The organism is Nonomuraea sp. NPDC049625 (assembly GCF_040675285.1).
Classification (GTDB): Bacteria; Actinomycetota; Actinomycetes; order Streptosporangiales; family Streptosporangiaceae; genus Nonomuraea; species Nonomuraea angiospora_A.
Map to the genome: position 1 here is coordinate 265,744 of NZ_JBFAOQ010000013.1, position 14,821 is coordinate 280,564.

Annotated in this window: 14 protein-coding genes; 5 read left to right on the forward strand and 9 right to left on the reverse strand. The window is 69.4% G+C overall.

Translation table 11 applies throughout. The features are described from left to right. Positions 1–10 precede the first annotated feature (10 nt). Both AB0J87_RS43590 and AB0J87_RS43595 read left to right on the forward strand, forming a co-directional pair. Positions 11–1,030 carry an MBL fold metallo-hydrolase gene (locus AB0J87_RS43590; RefSeq protein ID WP_363976464.1) on the forward strand — a complete coding sequence of 340 codons (1,020 nt, stop codon included), beginning with the start codon at positions 11–13 and terminating at the stop codon, positions 1,028–1,030. Between the two features lie 25 nt (positions 1,031–1,055). Then, a complete protein-coding gene (locus tag AB0J87_RS43595; RefSeq protein ID WP_185068291.1) occupies positions 1,056–1,736 on the forward strand; it encodes a FadR/GntR family transcriptional regulator in 681 nt (226 codons plus the stop codon). Between the two features lie 5 nt (positions 1,737–1,741). Here the strand turns inward: AB0J87_RS43595 and AB0J87_RS43600 are convergent, their stop codons facing one another. Continuing rightward, positions 1,742–2,464 carry an SDR family oxidoreductase gene (locus AB0J87_RS43600; RefSeq protein ID WP_363976467.1) on the reverse strand — a complete coding sequence of 241 codons (723 nt, stop codon included), beginning with the start codon at positions 2,462–2,464 and terminating at the stop codon, positions 1,742–1,744. A 102-nt stretch (positions 2,465–2,566) separates the two neighbouring features. On the opposite strand from AB0J87_RS43600, the gene AB0J87_RS43605 reads away from it, so the two are divergent. Both AB0J87_RS43605 and AB0J87_RS43610 read left to right on the forward strand, forming a co-directional pair. After that, a complete protein-coding gene (locus tag AB0J87_RS43605; RefSeq protein ID WP_363976470.1) occupies positions 2,567–3,421 on the forward strand; it encodes a helix-turn-helix transcriptional regulator in 855 nt (284 codons plus the stop codon). Positions 3,422–3,723: 302 nt separating this feature from the next. Beyond that, positions 3,724–4,671: a DNA polymerase ligase N-terminal domain-containing protein gene (locus AB0J87_RS43610; RefSeq protein WP_363976473.1), complete on the forward strand. Its 948-nt coding sequence runs from the start codon at positions 3,724–3,726 to the stop codon at positions 4,669–4,671. A gap of 26 nt (positions 4,672–4,697) precedes the next feature. On the opposite strand, the gene AB0J87_RS43615 is transcribed toward AB0J87_RS43610, so the two are convergent. The 7 genes from AB0J87_RS43615 to AB0J87_RS43645 form a co-directional block, all read right to left on the reverse strand. Further along, positions 4,698–5,618: an aldo/keto reductase gene (locus AB0J87_RS43615; protein ID WP_363976476.1), complete on the reverse strand. Its 921-nt coding sequence runs from the start codon at positions 5,616–5,618 to the stop codon at positions 4,698–4,700. Positions 5,619–5,782: 164 nt separating this feature from the next. Then, positions 5,783–6,763 carry an ABC transporter permease gene (locus tag AB0J87_RS43620; RefSeq protein ID WP_363976479.1) on the reverse strand — a complete coding sequence of 327 codons (981 nt, stop codon included), beginning with the start codon at positions 6,761–6,763 and terminating at the stop codon, positions 5,783–5,785. Between the two features lie 5 nt (positions 6,764–6,768). Next, positions 6,769–8,250, reverse strand: a complete 1,482-nt coding sequence (locus AB0J87_RS43625) for a sugar ABC transporter ATP-binding protein (RefSeq protein WP_363976482.1) — start codon at positions 8,248–8,250, stop codon at positions 6,769–6,771. After that, a complete protein-coding gene (locus AB0J87_RS43630; protein ID WP_363976485.1) occupies positions 8,250–9,275 on the reverse strand; it encodes a sugar ABC transporter substrate-binding protein in 1,026 nt (341 codons plus the stop codon). Before AB0J87_RS43630 ends, AB0J87_RS43625 begins: the two co-directional genes overlap by 1 nt. Positions 9,276–9,290: 15 nt before the next feature. Then, positions 9,291–10,025 (reverse strand): SDR family oxidoreductase, encoded by a 735-nt coding sequence (locus AB0J87_RS43635; RefSeq protein ID WP_350729393.1) that lies wholly within the window; start codon positions 10,023–10,025, stop codon positions 9,291–9,293. Next, a complete protein-coding gene (locus AB0J87_RS43640) occupies positions 10,022–11,320 on the reverse strand; it encodes an L-fuconate dehydratase (RefSeq protein WP_350729391.1) in 1,299 nt (432 codons plus the stop codon). Before AB0J87_RS43640 ends, AB0J87_RS43635 begins: the two co-directional genes overlap by 4 nt. After that, complete coding sequence (locus AB0J87_RS43645) at positions 11,317–12,162, reverse strand: fumarylacetoacetate hydrolase family protein (protein WP_363976489.1); 846 nt, start codon at positions 12,160–12,162, stop codon at positions 11,317–11,319. Before AB0J87_RS43645 ends, AB0J87_RS43640 begins: the two co-directional genes overlap by 4 nt. 680 nt (positions 12,163–12,842) lie before the next feature. Between AB0J87_RS43645 and AB0J87_RS43650 the strand changes: the two genes are divergently transcribed. Then, entirely contained in the window at positions 12,843–14,048 is a 1,206-nt protein-coding gene (locus tag AB0J87_RS43650) for a cytochrome P450 (protein WP_363976492.1), read from the forward strand. A 74-nt stretch (positions 14,049–14,122) separates the two neighbouring features. On the opposite strand, the gene AB0J87_RS43655 is transcribed toward AB0J87_RS43650, so the two are convergent. After that, complete coding sequence (locus AB0J87_RS43655; protein WP_363976495.1) at positions 14,123–14,752, reverse strand: DUF559 domain-containing protein; 630 nt, start codon at positions 14,750–14,752, stop codon at positions 14,123–14,125. Between the last annotated feature and the right edge of the window lie 69 nt (positions 14,753–14,821).

Here is a 14,821-nt window from a genome sequence, read left to right on the forward strand (position 1 = left end):
CGGGGGGCGCATGAAGAGCAGACGCAGGCCGTACGCGGAGCAGCGGCCGCAGGATGTCGGCGGCGGGGTGTGGAGCGTGCCGGTGCCGATCCCGGGCAACCCGCTCGGCTACACGCTCGTCTACGCCCTCGAGTCCCCCAAGGGGCCGGTGCTGGTCGACGCCGGGTGGAACCATCCGGACGCCTGGGACGCGCTCAGCGGCGGCCTCGCCGCGGTCGGGATCGACGTGAGCACGGTGAGCGGGGTGGTCGTCACCCATTTCCATCCCGACCACGCCGGGCTCGCGGGGCAGGTCAAGGACGTGTCCGGCGCGTGGATCGCGATGCATGAGGACGACGCGGCGCTGGTCAGGCTCATGCACGACTACGCGGCCGAGGAGCACGAGAGCTTCCAGTCCGACATGCTCCGGCGGGCCGGGGCCGATCCTGGCGAGGCGCGGCAGGCGGTGAGCCGCCCGACGCCGCCGGCGCTGCCCGACCGCCGGTTACGTGACGGGGACCTGGTGGACCTGCCCGGCCGCAAGCTCCGGGCCGTCCACACGCCCGGCCACACCCCGGGGCACATCTGCCTGCATCTGGAGGATGCCGACCGGCTGTTCACCGGCGACCACGTCCTCCCCGACATCACCCCCCACGTCGGGATTTATCCGTATGACCGGGACGATGTCGATCCGTTGAGCGATTTCCTGGACTCCTTGGACCGGGTCGCCGACCTGGGGCCCCTGGATGCGTTGCCCGCACACGAATGGATATTTCCTGATGTGGCCGCGCGAGCCGTCCAGATCCGCCACCATCACGATGAGAAGCTCGTACGGCTGCGCGCCCTCCTGGCCCGGCGGCCGGAACCGCTGACCATCTGGGAGGTCGCCGCGATGATGACGTGGAACAGGCCGTGGGACGACCTGTCCCCGATGCTGAAAGGCATGGCGGCAGGGGAGGCCGCGGCGCATCTGCGCGCTCTGGAGGCCAGGGGCGAAGTTCGCCGGGTCCCCGGTGTCGATCCCGTCCGCTTCCAGGCTCTAGACTCCTAGACATCCGATGTCTAGGGAGCGAAGCGTGGCGGTCACCGACGCGGCCATCGACAAGATCAAACAGATGATCCTCTCGGGCGAGCTGGCCCCGGGCGACCGGCTGCCCAAGGAGGCCGACCTCGCCGAGCGGCTCGGCCTGTCGCGCAACTCGTTGCGCGAGGCCGTGCGCGCCCTGTCCCTGATCAACGTGCTCGACGTACGTCAGGGTGACGGCACGTACGTGACCAGCCTGGAGCCGCGGCTGCTGCTGGACACCATGTCGTTCGTGCTCGACCTGCACCGCGACGACACGGTGATCCAGTTCTTCGAGGTCAGGCGCATCCTGGAGCCGGCCGCGACCGCGATGGCGACCGAGCTGATGACCGACGCCGACGTCGAGGAACTCCGCGTGATCCTGGAGTCCCTGCCCGCGGAGCCGACGGTCGAGGAGCTGGTGGCCAACGACCTCCAGTTCCACCAGCGGATCGCGCGGGGTTCCGGGAACAGCGTGCTCTGCTCGTTCATCGAGAGCCTGTCAGGTCCGACCACTCGGGCCAGGATCTGGCGCGGGCTCACCCAGGAGGGGGCGATGCAGAAGACGCGGGAGCAGCACACCGCGATCTACGAGGCCATCGCCGCCCGCCAGGCCGACGTGGCCCGGTCCTGGGCGACCGTGCACGTGGCGGGCGTGGAGTCGTGGCTGCGCAAGGCGCTCGATCTCGACTGACCCCGCTACCAGGGGTTGGTGCCGCCCTGCTCGCTGAGGAAGACGCCGGTCGGGACGTCGGGCAGGGTGGCCTGGCGGGCCACGTGCTCGCCGCCCTCGTCGGCGGTCAGCGTCCCGATGAAGCCGTTGAGGTCGGTGGCGCAGAAGCCGGGCGCGACCGCGTAGACCTTGATCGGCGTGTCGCGCAGCTCCTCGGCGTAGATCAGGGTGACGGCGTTCAGCGCTGCCTTGGAGGAGTTGTAGCCGAGCAGGGTCGCGTACTGGCGCCACTCGGACTCCTCGTCGGCCAGGAACGCGAACGTGCCCAGGCCGCTGGAGACGTTCACCACGCGGCCGGCCTCCGACCTGCGCAGGAGCGGGAGCATGGCGTTGGTCACGGCGACGACGCCGATCACGTTCGTCTCGTAGACCTCGCGCAGGGCGGCGACCGGGAGCCGGCTCGGCGTGCGCTCGTGGTCGCGGCTGATCGCGGCGTTGTTGATGAGCAGGTCCAGGTGGCCGAACTCGCGCTCGACGCGAGCGGCGGCCGCCTCCACGGTGTCCTGGTCGGTGACGTCCAGGCGTACGAACCGGGCGTCCAGCCCTTCCCCCGCCAGCTCCTCGGCGGCCTTCCTGCCACGCTCGGGGTTCCGGGCCCCAACCAGGACGACATATCCGGACTTGGCCAGTACGCGGGCGGTGGCGTACCCGATGCCCTTGTTGGCACCGGTGATGAGTGCGATGTTCATGCCCTCAAGGCTGAGCGGGGCCGCGTACGAACGGGAGAGAACCGCTGAGGCCCGGATTGACAGTCCCTGGTTACGGCGTCGCGGACCAGGCATCCTGAGGTCATGGACCGGATCAACAGGGCCGGCCTGGCGGGCTTCCTGCGCAGCCGCCGCGAACTGGTGCGGCCGTCCGACGTGGGCCTGGAGGGCGGCAAGCGCCGCCGCACACCCGGGCTGCGGCGCGAGGAGGTCGCCCGGCTGGCCGGGATGTCCGTCGACTACTACGCCCGCCTGGAACAGGCCCGCGGACCTCGCCCGTCGCGCCAGATGCTCGGCGCGATCGCCAGGGCGCTGCGGCTGACGGACGACGAGCGTTCCCACCTGTACTACCTGGCCGGCGAGCCGCCCGGACCGCCTCCCGGCCCGTCACAGGACGTCAGGCCCGGCGTCCTGCACCTGCTCGACCGGCTGGACGACACCCCGGCGCTCGTGTCGGACGCCAAGTACGACGTGCTGGCCTGGAACCCTCTCGCCGCCGCGCTCCTCACGGACTTCTCCGTGCTCCCGCCCGGCGAACGCAACCTCATATGGCGCTACTTCACCGATCCTCGGGCCCGGGACCGCCACGACCCCGAGGGCTCGTGGCGGTTCGCCCGGGAGTCGGTGGCCGACCTGCGCGCCGCCGCCGCCCGCTACCCGGACGACCCCGGCATCCGCCGGCTGATCGACCGGTTGCTGGCCGCCAGCACCGAGTTCGCGGAGCTGTGGGCCGGACACGACGTCACGGTCCGCAGGTCCGCGCGCAAGCGGATCAACCATCCGGCGGTGGGGTGGCTGGAGCTCGACTGCGAGACGCTGCACGTGCCCGAGGGCGACCAGTGGATCGTCCTCTACACCACGGCGCCGGGATCGCCGTCGTACGAGGCACTGCGCCTCCTCAAGGTCATCGGCACACAGAACCTCCAGCACTCCCCCTGAACCCACCCTCATCCGCACGCAGCACCACGGAGCCCAGCGCAACGGCCCGCGCCACAACGGAGCCCGGCACGGCACAACCGCCCGGCAACCCCAGCCCCACACGGACACCCGGCCACCCCAGCCCGACGCAACCCCGCACGGCACGCCACAGCCCAGCCCGGCGGCCCGGTTACAGCACGCCATCCCGCGCGGTGCTGGGCGTGTCCGGTCGCGCTCGGTCGGCATGACCTTGACCGGCGCGGGGTCCGTCCGCCGTACCCCGCTGGTGGTCCGGGAGAGTACGGGCGGGTAGTACCCCTGTCGTGGCCGACAAACTGGAGCGATACCGGAGCAAGCGCGACGCCAGCCGCACCCCCGAGCCCATCCCCCCGTCGCCGCCCTCCTCCGGGGACGGCAACGCGTTCGTCATCCAGGAGCACCACGCCCGGTCCCTCCACTGGGACCTGCGGCTCGAGCGCGACGGCGTCCTCGTGTCCTGGGCCGTCCCCAAGGGCCTGCCCGCCGACCCCGGCACCAACCACCTCGCCGTGCACACCGAGGACCACCCGATGGAGTACCTCACGTTCCACGGGGAGATCCCCAAGGGTGAGTACGGCGGCGGCACGATGACCGTCTGGGACACCGGGACGTACGAGACGGAGAAATGGTCGGATCGCGAGGTCAAGTTCGTCCTGCACGGAGAGCGGACTTCGGGGAGGTTCGTCCTGTTCCGGACCCGGGGCCAGAGCTGGATGATCCACCGCATGGACGCCCGGGCCCGCGACCCGTTCCCGCCACCCGAGCCCATGCTCCCGACCGAACGCGCCAAGCCCCCGAAGGACGTCTCGGCCTACGCCTTCGAGTTCGCGTGGGGCGGCCGCCGCCTGCTCGTCCCCATCGAGGGCGGGCGCACGACGGCCGCGCGGGAGCACCCGTGGTTGCGGGGGCTCGCGGAGTCGTTCGGCAGCCGCACGGCGATGCTGGACGGGGAGGTGGCCACGCTCGGGGGCGCCGAGATCCTGGTCTTCTACGACCTGCTGTACGACGACGGCCGCTCCCTGGTCGACCAGCCTTACGCGGAGCGGCGGGCGGCATTGGACGCGCTGGAGCTGGCGGGAGCGCACTGGCAGACCGCTCCGTCGTGGCCGGGCGAGGCGGGCCCGGTCCGTCAGGCCGCCCGCGAACAGGGCCTGCCCGGGATCGTGGCCAAACGCCTCGACTCGGCGTACGAGCCAGGGCCCTCGAAGTCCTGGCTGTACATCCCCACCTGAGCCCCGCCGGGCTCAGCGCCTCGCCGTCACTCCTTGGGCAGTAACTCCTCCGACACCAGCTCGTCCCACACCGCCTCCGGGACCGGGCGGGACAGCAGGGCGGCGTTCGCGGTGATCTCCTCGGGCGAGCGGGCGCCCAGAACGACCGAGGCGACGGCCGGGTGGCGGAGGGGGAAGGCCATGGCCGCCTGGGGCAGCGTGACGCCGTGGCGTTCGCAGATCTCCGCGATCCTCGTCGCCCGCTCCATCACCGACGCCGGTGCGGGCCCGTAGTTGTACGTGCCGGTCGGCCGCGAGGTGGCCAGGATGCCGCTGTTGAAGACGCCCGCCGCTAGCACCCTGACCCCGCGACGCGCGCACTCCTCCAGGAGCGGCAGGCCCGACTGGTCGAGCAGGGTGTAGCGGCCCGCGAGCATCACGACGTCGATGGTGGTCTCCTGGACGAAGCGCAGGAGCGCCTGCCACTGGTTCATCCCGACGCCGATGGCCTTCACCACGCCCTGCGCCCGCAGCTCGGCCAGCGCCGGGTACGCCTCCGCCAGCGCCTGGTCCATGTGGTCGTCCGGGTCGTGGATGAGCGCGATGTCGACGGCCGGGAGCCCCAGGCGTCCCAGGGACTCCTCCAGGGATCTGCGTACGCCGTCGCCGGAGAAGTCCCACACCCGCTGGAGGTCGGCGGACACGTCGAAGCCCTGCTCGTCGCGGCCACCCGATGACGAGCCGGGCACCAGCAGGCGGCCGACCTTGGTGGACAGGACGTAACCCGAGCGGTCCTTGAGCGCGGCGCCGAGGCGGCGCTCCGACAGGCCGAGCCCGTAGTGGGGCGCGGTGTCGAACAGGCGCACCCCGGCGTCCCACGCCGCGTCGACCGTGGCCCGCGCCTGCTCCTCCGACACCTCCTGGTACAGGTTTCCGATCGGCGCACCACCGAAGCCGTGCCGCGACACCTCGACCCCGCCACCGTCACGCCCGACCCAAGACCCGCCGCCCTCACGACCGGTCGGAGACCCGCCGCCCTCACGACCGGTCGGAGACCCGCCGCCCTCACGACCGGTCGGAGACCCGTCCGGCGCGTCGCCGTCCGAGCCGGCCGGAGGTTCGTCGATCCCGTTCAATCCTGTGCCTTTCCGCCCGCGATCCGGCTGATCATCAACGCGATGAGGATGATCCCGCCATAGATCACCGGCTGCCAGAAGCCGGAGACGCCGATGAGCGTCAGGATGTTCTGCACCAGGCCGATTACCAGCACGCCGGTGAGCGCGCCCAGGATCGTGCCCTTGCCGCCGTCCATGCTCACGCCGCCGATGACCGCCGCCGCGAACACCATGAAGATCCACCCGACGCCCTGGTTGTTGCCGATCGCCCCGAGGCGGCCGGTCTCCAGGATCCCGGCGAGCGCCGCGAGCGTCCCGCCCAGGATGAACACCCCGTACAGCACCCGATCCACCCGGATGCCGGCGGCGCGGGCGGCGTCGGTGTTGCCGCCGATCGCGTAGAGCGCGCGGCCGAGCCGCAGGTAGCCCAGGCCGAAGATGCCCGCCGCGAACAGCGCACCGGCGATCCAGATGGCCGCCGGCAGGCCGAGCCATATGGCGCTGCCCAGGTAGAGGATCGAGTCGGGGAGCTCGAACAGCGTCTTGCCCTCGGTCGGCCCCTGGAGGAGGCCGTGCACGATGATCAGCATGGCCAGCGTCACGATGAACGCCGACAGCTGGAACCTGATGATCAGGAAACCGTTGAACGCCCCGATGGCCGCGCCGACCAGCAGGGCCAGCGGGATCACCAGCGCGCCGGGCAGCCCGATGCCGAACCCGCCCGCGGCCGCCGGGATCACCAGCATCACCGCGATGGCCGGCGCGGTGCCGACCGTCGACTCCAGCGACAGGTCGAACTTGCCGGCGATGAGGATCATCGCCTCCGCCAGCACGACGAGCGAGATCGCCGCCTGCTGCTGGAGCACGTTCGTGAGGTTGCCCGCGGTCAGGAAGGTCGGGTCGAGGAACGCGCCCACGACGAGCAGGATCACGATCACCGGCACCAGCGTCAGGTCACGGAACCTGGCCAGGCGCACCCGTGGAAGCGGCGCAGTCATAGTGGTCAATCTTCTATGCCCTCCATCACGGCCACGAGTTCGTGGTCCGTCCAGCCACGCGGCACGTCCTTGACGACCCTGCCGTGGAACATGACCAGCACCCTGTCGCAGATCCGCAGGTCGTCGAGCTCGTCGGAGACCACGACGGCCCCCGCGCCCCGCCCGACCGCGTCCTCGACCGCGCCGAGCAATGCCTGCTTGGCCTTGACGTCGACACCGGCCGTCGGGTTGATCACGACCAGCACCGTCGGGTCGTCCACGAGAGCCCGCGCGAACACGACCTTCTGCGCGTTCCCCCCGGACAGGTCGCCGACCGGCTGATCCGGGCCTTCCGTCTTGATGTCGAGGTTATTGATCATCTCGTCGGCCTTGGCCCGTCGGCGGGCCGGCGACACGATCCCGTACCGGCCCAGCTTGCGGGCGATCGGGAACGTGGCGTTCTCCCCCACCGAGAGCAGCGGGACGAAGCCCTCATGGTGGCGGTCCTCCGGCACGAACCCGAGACCCGCCTTCATGGCAGCGGGCACGTCGCCCGGTTTGACCCGGTTGCCGTTGACCGTGACCGTGCCGGAGTCGGCTTTGCGGAGCCCGACGAGGGTCTCCGCCAGGCCGACCTTGCCGCTGCTCGCGGAGCCGGCCAGGCCGACGACCTCGCCCGCTTTAACGGAAATATCGATATCTGCGTAGCGGTCGCCGAGCGAGAGTCCCTCGCCCGACAGCACGACCCGATCGCCGGGCGTGCGGGAGCGGGACTCGTACGCCGTCGTGGCCTCCCCCGTCATCGCGGCGACCAGCTCGTCGTGGGGAAGCTCGGCGACCGGCCTGGTCACGATGTGCCGCGCGTCGCGGAAGACCGTGACGCTCTGGCAGATCTCGTAGACCTCGTCGAGGTGGTGGGAGATGTACATCATCGTGACGCCCTGCTCGCGCAGCGAGCGCATGCGCGCGAACAGCCGCTCGATGGCCGGGCCGTCGAGCCGGGCGGTCGGCTCGTCGAGGATGATGAACCTCGTCCCGAACGACAGCGCCCTGGCGATCTCGACGAGCTGGCGCTGCTCGACGGTCAGGTCGCCGGCCAGCGCCTGCGCGTCGACGTCCACCTCGTACGTGTCCAGCAGCTCGCGCGCCCTGGCCCGCAGCGCGCGCCAGTTGATCCTGGCGCCCCTGGCCGACTGGCGGTTGAGGAAGAGGTTCTCGGCGACCGTCAGCGCGGGGATGATCGTGGACTTCTGATAGACGCAGGCGACGCGCTGCCGCCAGGCGTCGCGGTCGGCGAGGGCGGGCGCCGCCTCTCCCGAGAACAGCACCTCGCCCTCATCGGCCGGCTGGAGCCCGGTGAGGATCGACACGAGGGTGGACTTCCCCGCGCCGTTCCTGCCGACGAGCGCATGGGTCTCGCCCTCGGCGATCGCGATCCCGGCGCCGTTCAGCGCGACGGTGGGGCCGAAGCGCTTGACGACGTTTCGGGCTTCAACGTGATTTTTCATCACTTGATCTGATTACCCCAAAGGCTCTTGTCGTCCACGTTGTCCTTACTCACGAGCGGCGCGGGGAGCTGGTCCTCCAGGCCGTTCGGGAGCTGGATGATGTTGCTGTCATGGTCCGTCGGGCCGGGCTTGAACGTCTTGCCCTCCAGCGCGGCCTTGGCGTAGAAGACCGCGTACTTGGCATACAGGTCCGCCGGCTGCGACACCGTGGCGTCGATGTCGCCCTTGCGGATCGCCTCGAGCTCCTCCGGGATGCCGTCGTTCGACACCACGAAGACGTGCTTGGAGTCACTCGGCGGGACGAGCAGGCTCTTCTGCTTCAGCACCTGCAGCGTCGGCGCCAGGTGCACGCCGCCGGCGTGCATGTAGATGCCCTTGATATCGGGATTCTGCTCCAGGCGGGTCTGCAGCATGGACGCGGCCTTGGTGCCCTCCCACTCCGTGGGCTCGCTGAACACGGTGATGCCGGGGAACTTGGACTTCATGCACTCCAGGAACGCCTCCGACCTGTCACGGCCGTTGATGGAGCTGAGGGCGCCCTGGAGCTGCACGACCTTGCCCTTGCCCCCCAGCTTCTCCCCGAGGAACTCGCAGGCCTTGGTCCCGTACGCGCGGTTGTCGGCGCGTACGACCATGTAGACCTTTCCCTTGTCCGGACGGGTGTCGACGGTCACGACGGGGATCTTCTTGTTCTCCAGCTGCTGCAGCGTGTTGGCGATGGCACCGGTGTCCTGCGGAGCCATGATGATCGCCTTGGCACCCTGACCCACCAGCGCCTGCACGTTGTTGACCAGCTTGGAGACGTCGTTCTGCGAGTTCGTGGGTGGCATGAGGTCCACCTTGTACTCGCCGGCCATCTGCGGGACGTACTTGATGTAGGAGTTCCAGAAGTTGGAGTCGGCCCGCGGGTGGTCGATGCCGACCTTCCCGCCGCCGCCCCCTCCTCCGGTTGTTGTCGTGCCCGAGCCACACGCGGTGACGACCGCCAAGAGGGCCGCCGCCGCGACCGCCGATCCGAACTTCATGGGGGGTTACCTTCCTTAGTTGGACGCCCTCAGCCGGAGCCCTTGCATGCCCCCGTCGACCGCGAGCGCGGTCCCGGTGGTGGCGCCGGCTTCAGGACTGGCGAGATAGGCGATCGCCGCGGCGACCTCCTCCGCGCTGACCAGACGGCCCATCGGCTGCCTGGCGTTCAGTGCGGCCCGCTCCCCCTCGGGGTCGTCGGCCTTGTCGAGCAGCCTCGCGACCCACGGGGTGTCCGCGGTGCCGGGGTTGACGCAGTTGACGCGAATGCCCTCACGGATGTGGTCCGCGGCCATCGCGAGGGTCAGCGAGAGCACCGCGCCCTTGGTCGCGCTGTAGAGCGCGCGCTGCGGCAGGCCCGCGGTGGCCGCGATCGAGCACGTGTTGACGATGGAGGCGTGCTCTGACTGCCTGAGGTACGGCAGCGCCGCCCGCGCGACCCGGACCATGCCGAGCACGTTGACGTCGAACACCCTCTGCCACTCGCTGTCCGGGTTGTCCTCGATGGTGCCCAGAGCGCCGATGCCCGCGTTGTTGACGAGCACGTCGATGCCGCCCAGCCGCTCGGCGGCCTCCGCCACCGCCGCCCGTACCTGTGCGTCATCTGTGACATCGACCTTGATCCCGATGAACGGCTCGCCCGGCGGATTGATGTCGAGGCAGGCGACGGTCATGTCGCGCTCGGCGAGCAGGGTGGCCACGGCCAGCCCGATGCCGGACCCGCCGCCGGTCACGATCGCTTTCAGGCTCACGCGTCCCTCCATACTTCGCCGCCGGGGAATGTGTGGGCGGCGATCGACACTGCGTGCATCTCCGCGCTGAAGCCGGGCGCGGACGGTGCGGCGTAACGACCGTTGCGGATGACCACGGGGTCCACGAAGTGCTCGTGGAGGTGATCGACGTACTCGATCACGCGGTTGTCCATGGAGCCGGTGATCGCGACGTAGTCGAACATCGACAGGTGCTGCACCAGCTCGCACAGCCCGACGCCGCCCGCGTGGGGACACACCGGCACGCCGAACTTGGCCGCGAGCAGCAGGATCGCCAGGTTCTCGTTGACGCCGCCGACTCTGGCCGAGTCGATCTGCAGGTAGGAGATGGCGTTGGCCTGCAGGAGCTGCTTGAACATGATGCGGTTCTGGACGTGCTCGCCGGTGGCCACGGGGATGGGGTCGATGCCCCTGGCGATGGCGGCGTGGCCGAGCACGTCGTCGGGGCTGGTCGGCTCCTCGACCCAATGGGGGTGGAACTCGCCCAGCGCGTTGATCCACTCGATGCCCGATCCGACGTCCCAGCGCTGGTTGGCGTCGATGGCGATCGGGAAGTCGGGGCCGCAGACCTCGCGGGCGACCCTGAACCTGCGCCGGTCGTCCTCGAGGTCGGCGCCGACCTTGAGCTTGATCTGCTTGAAGCCCTGCTCCAGGGCCTCCTTGCAGAGCCTGCGCAGCTTGTCGTCGTCGTACCCGAGCCACCCGGGGGAGGTCGTGTAGGCGGGGTAGCCGACCTCGATGAGCCGGCCGATCCGCTCCTCCTTGCCCGCCTCCTGGCTCTTCAGGATCTGGAGGGCCTCTTGCGGCGTCAGCGCGTCGCTCAGGTAGCGGAAGTCGATGAGGTCGACGATCTCCTCGGGGGACATCTCGGACAGCAGCCGCCACAACGGCTTGCCCGCCCGCTTGGCCTTGAGGTCCCACAGGGCGTTGACCACGGCGGAGATCGCCATGTGCATGACGCCCTTCTCCGGTCCCAGCCAGCGCAGCTGCGAGTCGTTGACCATGTCCTTGTAGAGCACGCCGAGGTCCTCGACGTCCTTGCCGATCACGTACGGCTCGAGCGCGCTGATGGCCGTGGTCTGGATGTCGTTGCCACGCCCGATCGTGAAGGCGAACCCGTGCCCCTCGAACCCGTCATCGGTCGTGAGCACGACATAGGCCGCGGAGTAGTCGGGATCCGGATTCATCGCATCCGAGCCGTCGAGCTCGCGCGAAGTCGGGAACCGCACGTCGTGCGTCTCCATCCCGACGATCCGGTACGCGCCAGGAGTCGTCATGCCTGCCCCACCATCTGGCGCTGCCGCCCGAGCCCTTCGATCTCCAGCTCCATCACGTCACCTTCACGCAGGTACGGCTGCCCCGGCATGCCCATCGCCACGCCGGCCGGCGTACCCGTATTGATCACGTCACCCGGCTCCAGGACCATGAACTGGCTCAGGTAGCGCACGATCTCGGCCACGTCGAAGATCATGTTCTTGGTGTCGCCGTCCTGGCGCAGCTCACCGTTCACCCAGAGGCGCAGCGGCAGGCTCTGCGGGTCGCCCACCTCGTCCGCCGTAACCAGCCACGGGCCGAGCGGGTTGAACGTCTCGCACGACTTGCCCTTGTCCCACTGCCCACCGCGTTCGAGCTGGAACTCGCGTTCGGAGACGTCGTTGGAGATCGCGTACCCGGCGATCACGCCGAGCGCCTCCTCCCGGCTGCCCAGGTAGCGGGCCTCCTGGCCGATCACGACAGCCAACTCCACCTCCCAGTCGGTCTTCACACTGCCCCTGGGCACGAGCACCTCGTCGTACGGGCCGACCATGGTGTTCGCGGCCTTCATGAACACGACCGGCTCGGCCGGCACATCCTGCCCGGACTCGGCGGCGTGGTCGCTGTAGTTCAGGCCGATGCAAACGATCTTGCCCGGACGAGCGATCGGGGCGCCGATCCGCAGCCCTTCGGCGTCGACGACGGGCAGTGCACCACGCTCGAGCGCGTCCCGGACGCGCGCCACTCCCCCGGAAGCGAGGAAAGCCCCGTCAATCTCGGGCTCTCCGATGTCGCGCAGGCGACCGGCGTCATCCATGACCACCGGACGTTCCTGACCGACAGGTCCTACTCGCAGCAGCTTCACACCGCATCCTTCTCATATACATCGGATGTCTCGATTCATGATGCTCGTGCGATCGGGCAGAGTGTGTCAAGGGTGACAAGACGGATACATCCGATCCGTGACCTCGAAAGACACCCCCTGGGGGTGGTCGATGCCTGTGAAGCGACTTTACCGCTCCGATGGCTGCGTTCACATACACGAATTAACGCCTCCAAATACATCGGAGGTAAACCCCACCCCCAAGGCCACACCTCCCACCTGCCACGCCAACCACCACCGGCAAACATCCCCCCAGGACAATCCACCCCACGCCGACCGGGATGGCGGCGCGAGACTCCAGCCCTCGCGACAGGCGCCAGCGCGGGACTCCAGCCCTCGCGACAGGCGCCAGCGCGGGACCCAGGTCTCCGCAGCGGGTGCCGGCGTGGGCCCCGTGACAGGTGCCAGCGTGGGACTCAAGCCCTCGCGATAGGGGGCACAGGCCGGCGGCACGCACGCAATCGGCCAATGACACGCGTGTTTCCCGCCGCCAAGCGAGGCTGCTGTCGTCGATGACCGCGGGGACCTGGCGCGAGCCGCATCGCCCGACTAATGCCCGACCTCGGCGGACCCCTTGTGGAGCCATTTCGCCACTACATTGCCCCTTGACGGTCGTACAGGGACGTAATAGAACACGTTTCAAGTAGTAGTAAACCAAGCGCTTGATCAAGAGGGTGAATCTGGTGCACATCGACCTCGTCGACAGGGACATCTACGCGACCACCGGACCACCACACGAGCAGCTCGCCTGGCTCCGCGCGAACTCCCCCGTCCACTGGCACGAGGGCGAGCCCGGATTCTGGGCCGTCACCCGATACGAGGACGTCGTCCATGTATCGCGGCACTCCGACCGGTTCTCCTCGCACAAGAAGCTCGCCCTGTTCGAAGAGCTGACCCAAGAACAGATCGATCTCCAGCGCCACATGATGCTCAACCAGGATCCGCCCGAGCACACGAGACGGCGTTCCCTGGTCAACCGCGGCTTCACTCCGCGTACGATCGGCGCGCTCGAAGAGCACATCCGCGACATCTGCGACGACCTCCTGGACAAGTGCACCGGCGAGATCGACTTCGTCACCGAAGTCGCCGCGCCGCTCCCCCTGTACGTGATCTGCGAATTGCTCGGCGCGCCCGTGACCGACCGCGACAAGCTCTTCACCTGGTCCAACCGCATGATCGGCAGCCAGGACCCGGACTACTCGGAAACTCCCGAGGTGGGCTCGGCCGCCGCCATGGAGGTCTACGCCTACGCCAACGAACTCGCGACACGCCGCAGGGACACCCCGAAGAACGACATCGTCACCAAGCTCCTTCAGCCCAACGAGCACGGCGAGACGCTTGACCAGAACGAGTTCAACCTGTTCATCCTCCTCCTGGCGGTCGCCGGCAACGAGACGACCCGCAACGCGGCCTCCGGCGGCATGCTCACCCTCTTCGAGCACCCGGACCAGTGGGCCCGCCTGGTCGCCGACCCCACCCTCGCCAAGACCGCCGCCGACGAAATCGTCCGCTGGGTCTCCCCGGTCAACCTCTTCCGCCGGACCTCCACCACCGACCAGGTGCTGGGCGGGCAGGAGATCAAGGCCGACGACAAGGTCGTGGTCTTCTACGCCGCCGCCAACCGCGACCCCGCGGTCTTCTCCGATCCCGAAGTCTTCGACATCACCCGCGACCCGAACCCGCACATCGGCTTCGGCGGCGGCGGAGCTCACTTCTGCCTGGGCAACCACCTGGCCAAACTCGAACTCCGGATCCTCTTCGAGCAACTGGCCCGCCGACGCCCCAAACTCCGCCAAACGGGCTCTGCTCGCCGGCTTCGCTCGAACTTCATCAACGGCATCAAGGAGCTTCCTGTCGCCGTCGGCTGACCCCTGGCGGCGGTCACCGCAGGGAATCAGCTCCATCCCATGTCACTCCGCTCACCGCAGCGGCCTGTCGGTGGTCAGCACAACCCCAACCCAGCCCAGCCCGGCCCGGCCCGGCCCGACGTTCCGCCACGAACGCCCACCAAGGCTCCGGTGTGACGCCCAGCCGACACCGCGGCGCGGGCACCCCGACACCGCTGCGCGGCGCCCGGCTGATGCTCCGGCGTGGCGCCTGGCTGGCATTTGGGCACGGCGCCAGTCATCAGTGCGGCGTGGGCGCGCGGACGGCGAGCGGACGCGGACGTCTGACCGGCGCTCGGCGTGGTGGGTTGGAGGGGCGGGTGGCTGATTAATCGGAAGCGGGAGCGGCGGCGGGCGGCTCGGATGCGGCGGAGGATGTGGTTGGTGCGCTCCGGGCCGGGCTGCCAGCCACATTCGATCAAGGCATTGGCCACATGATGGAGGAGGTCGGCGATCTGGCCGGGGATGACGTCTCGGCGGACGGCGATCACGCGCCAGCCGCGGCGGCGCAGCTCCTCGCGGCGGTCCGCGTCGTGTTGCTGGTCGGTGGGTGAGGTGTGATGCTCCTGGCCGTCGTACTCGACTGCGACCTTGAACTCCTCCCAGCCCAGGTCGAGGTACGCGAACCGGTCGTCGTCCAGCCCGACCCGGATCTGGGTGGTGGGTCTGGGGAGGCCGCCTTCCACGAGGATGACCCGGAGCCAGCTCTCCCTGGGTGAGGCGGCGCCCCGGTCGGCGAGGCCTAGGGTGTCGCG

What these genes read in the sequence shown, in the direction of transcription:
- AB0J87_RS43600 (WP_363976467.1), bottom strand. Translation starts at nt 2,464, where the DNA reads ATGAACATCGCACTCATCACCGGTGCCAACAAGGGCATCGGGTACGCC.
- AB0J87_RS43605 (WP_363976470.1), top strand. Translation starts at nt 2,567, where the DNA reads ATGGACCGGATCAACAGGGCCGGCCTGGCGGGCTTCCTGCGCAGCCGC.
- AB0J87_RS43590 (WP_363976464.1), top strand. Translation starts at nt 11, where the DNA reads ATGAAGAGCAGACGCAGGCCGTACGCGGAGCAGCGGCCGCAGGATGTC.
- AB0J87_RS43630 (WP_363976485.1), bottom strand. Translation starts at nt 9,275, where the DNA reads ATGAAGTTCGGATCGGCGGTCGCGGCGGCGGCCCTCTTGGCGGTCGTC.
- AB0J87_RS43640 (WP_350729391.1), bottom strand. Translation starts at nt 11,320, where the DNA reads ATGACGACTCCTGGCGCGTACCGGATCGTCGGGATGGAGACGCACGAC.
- AB0J87_RS43620 (WP_363976479.1), bottom strand. Translation starts at nt 6,763, where the DNA reads ATGACTGCGCCGCTTCCACGGGTGCGCCTGGCCAGGTTCCGTGACCTG.
- AB0J87_RS43625 (WP_363976482.1), bottom strand. Translation starts at nt 8,250, where the DNA reads ATGAAAAATCACGTTGAAGCCCGAAACGTCGTCAAGCGCTTCGGCCCC.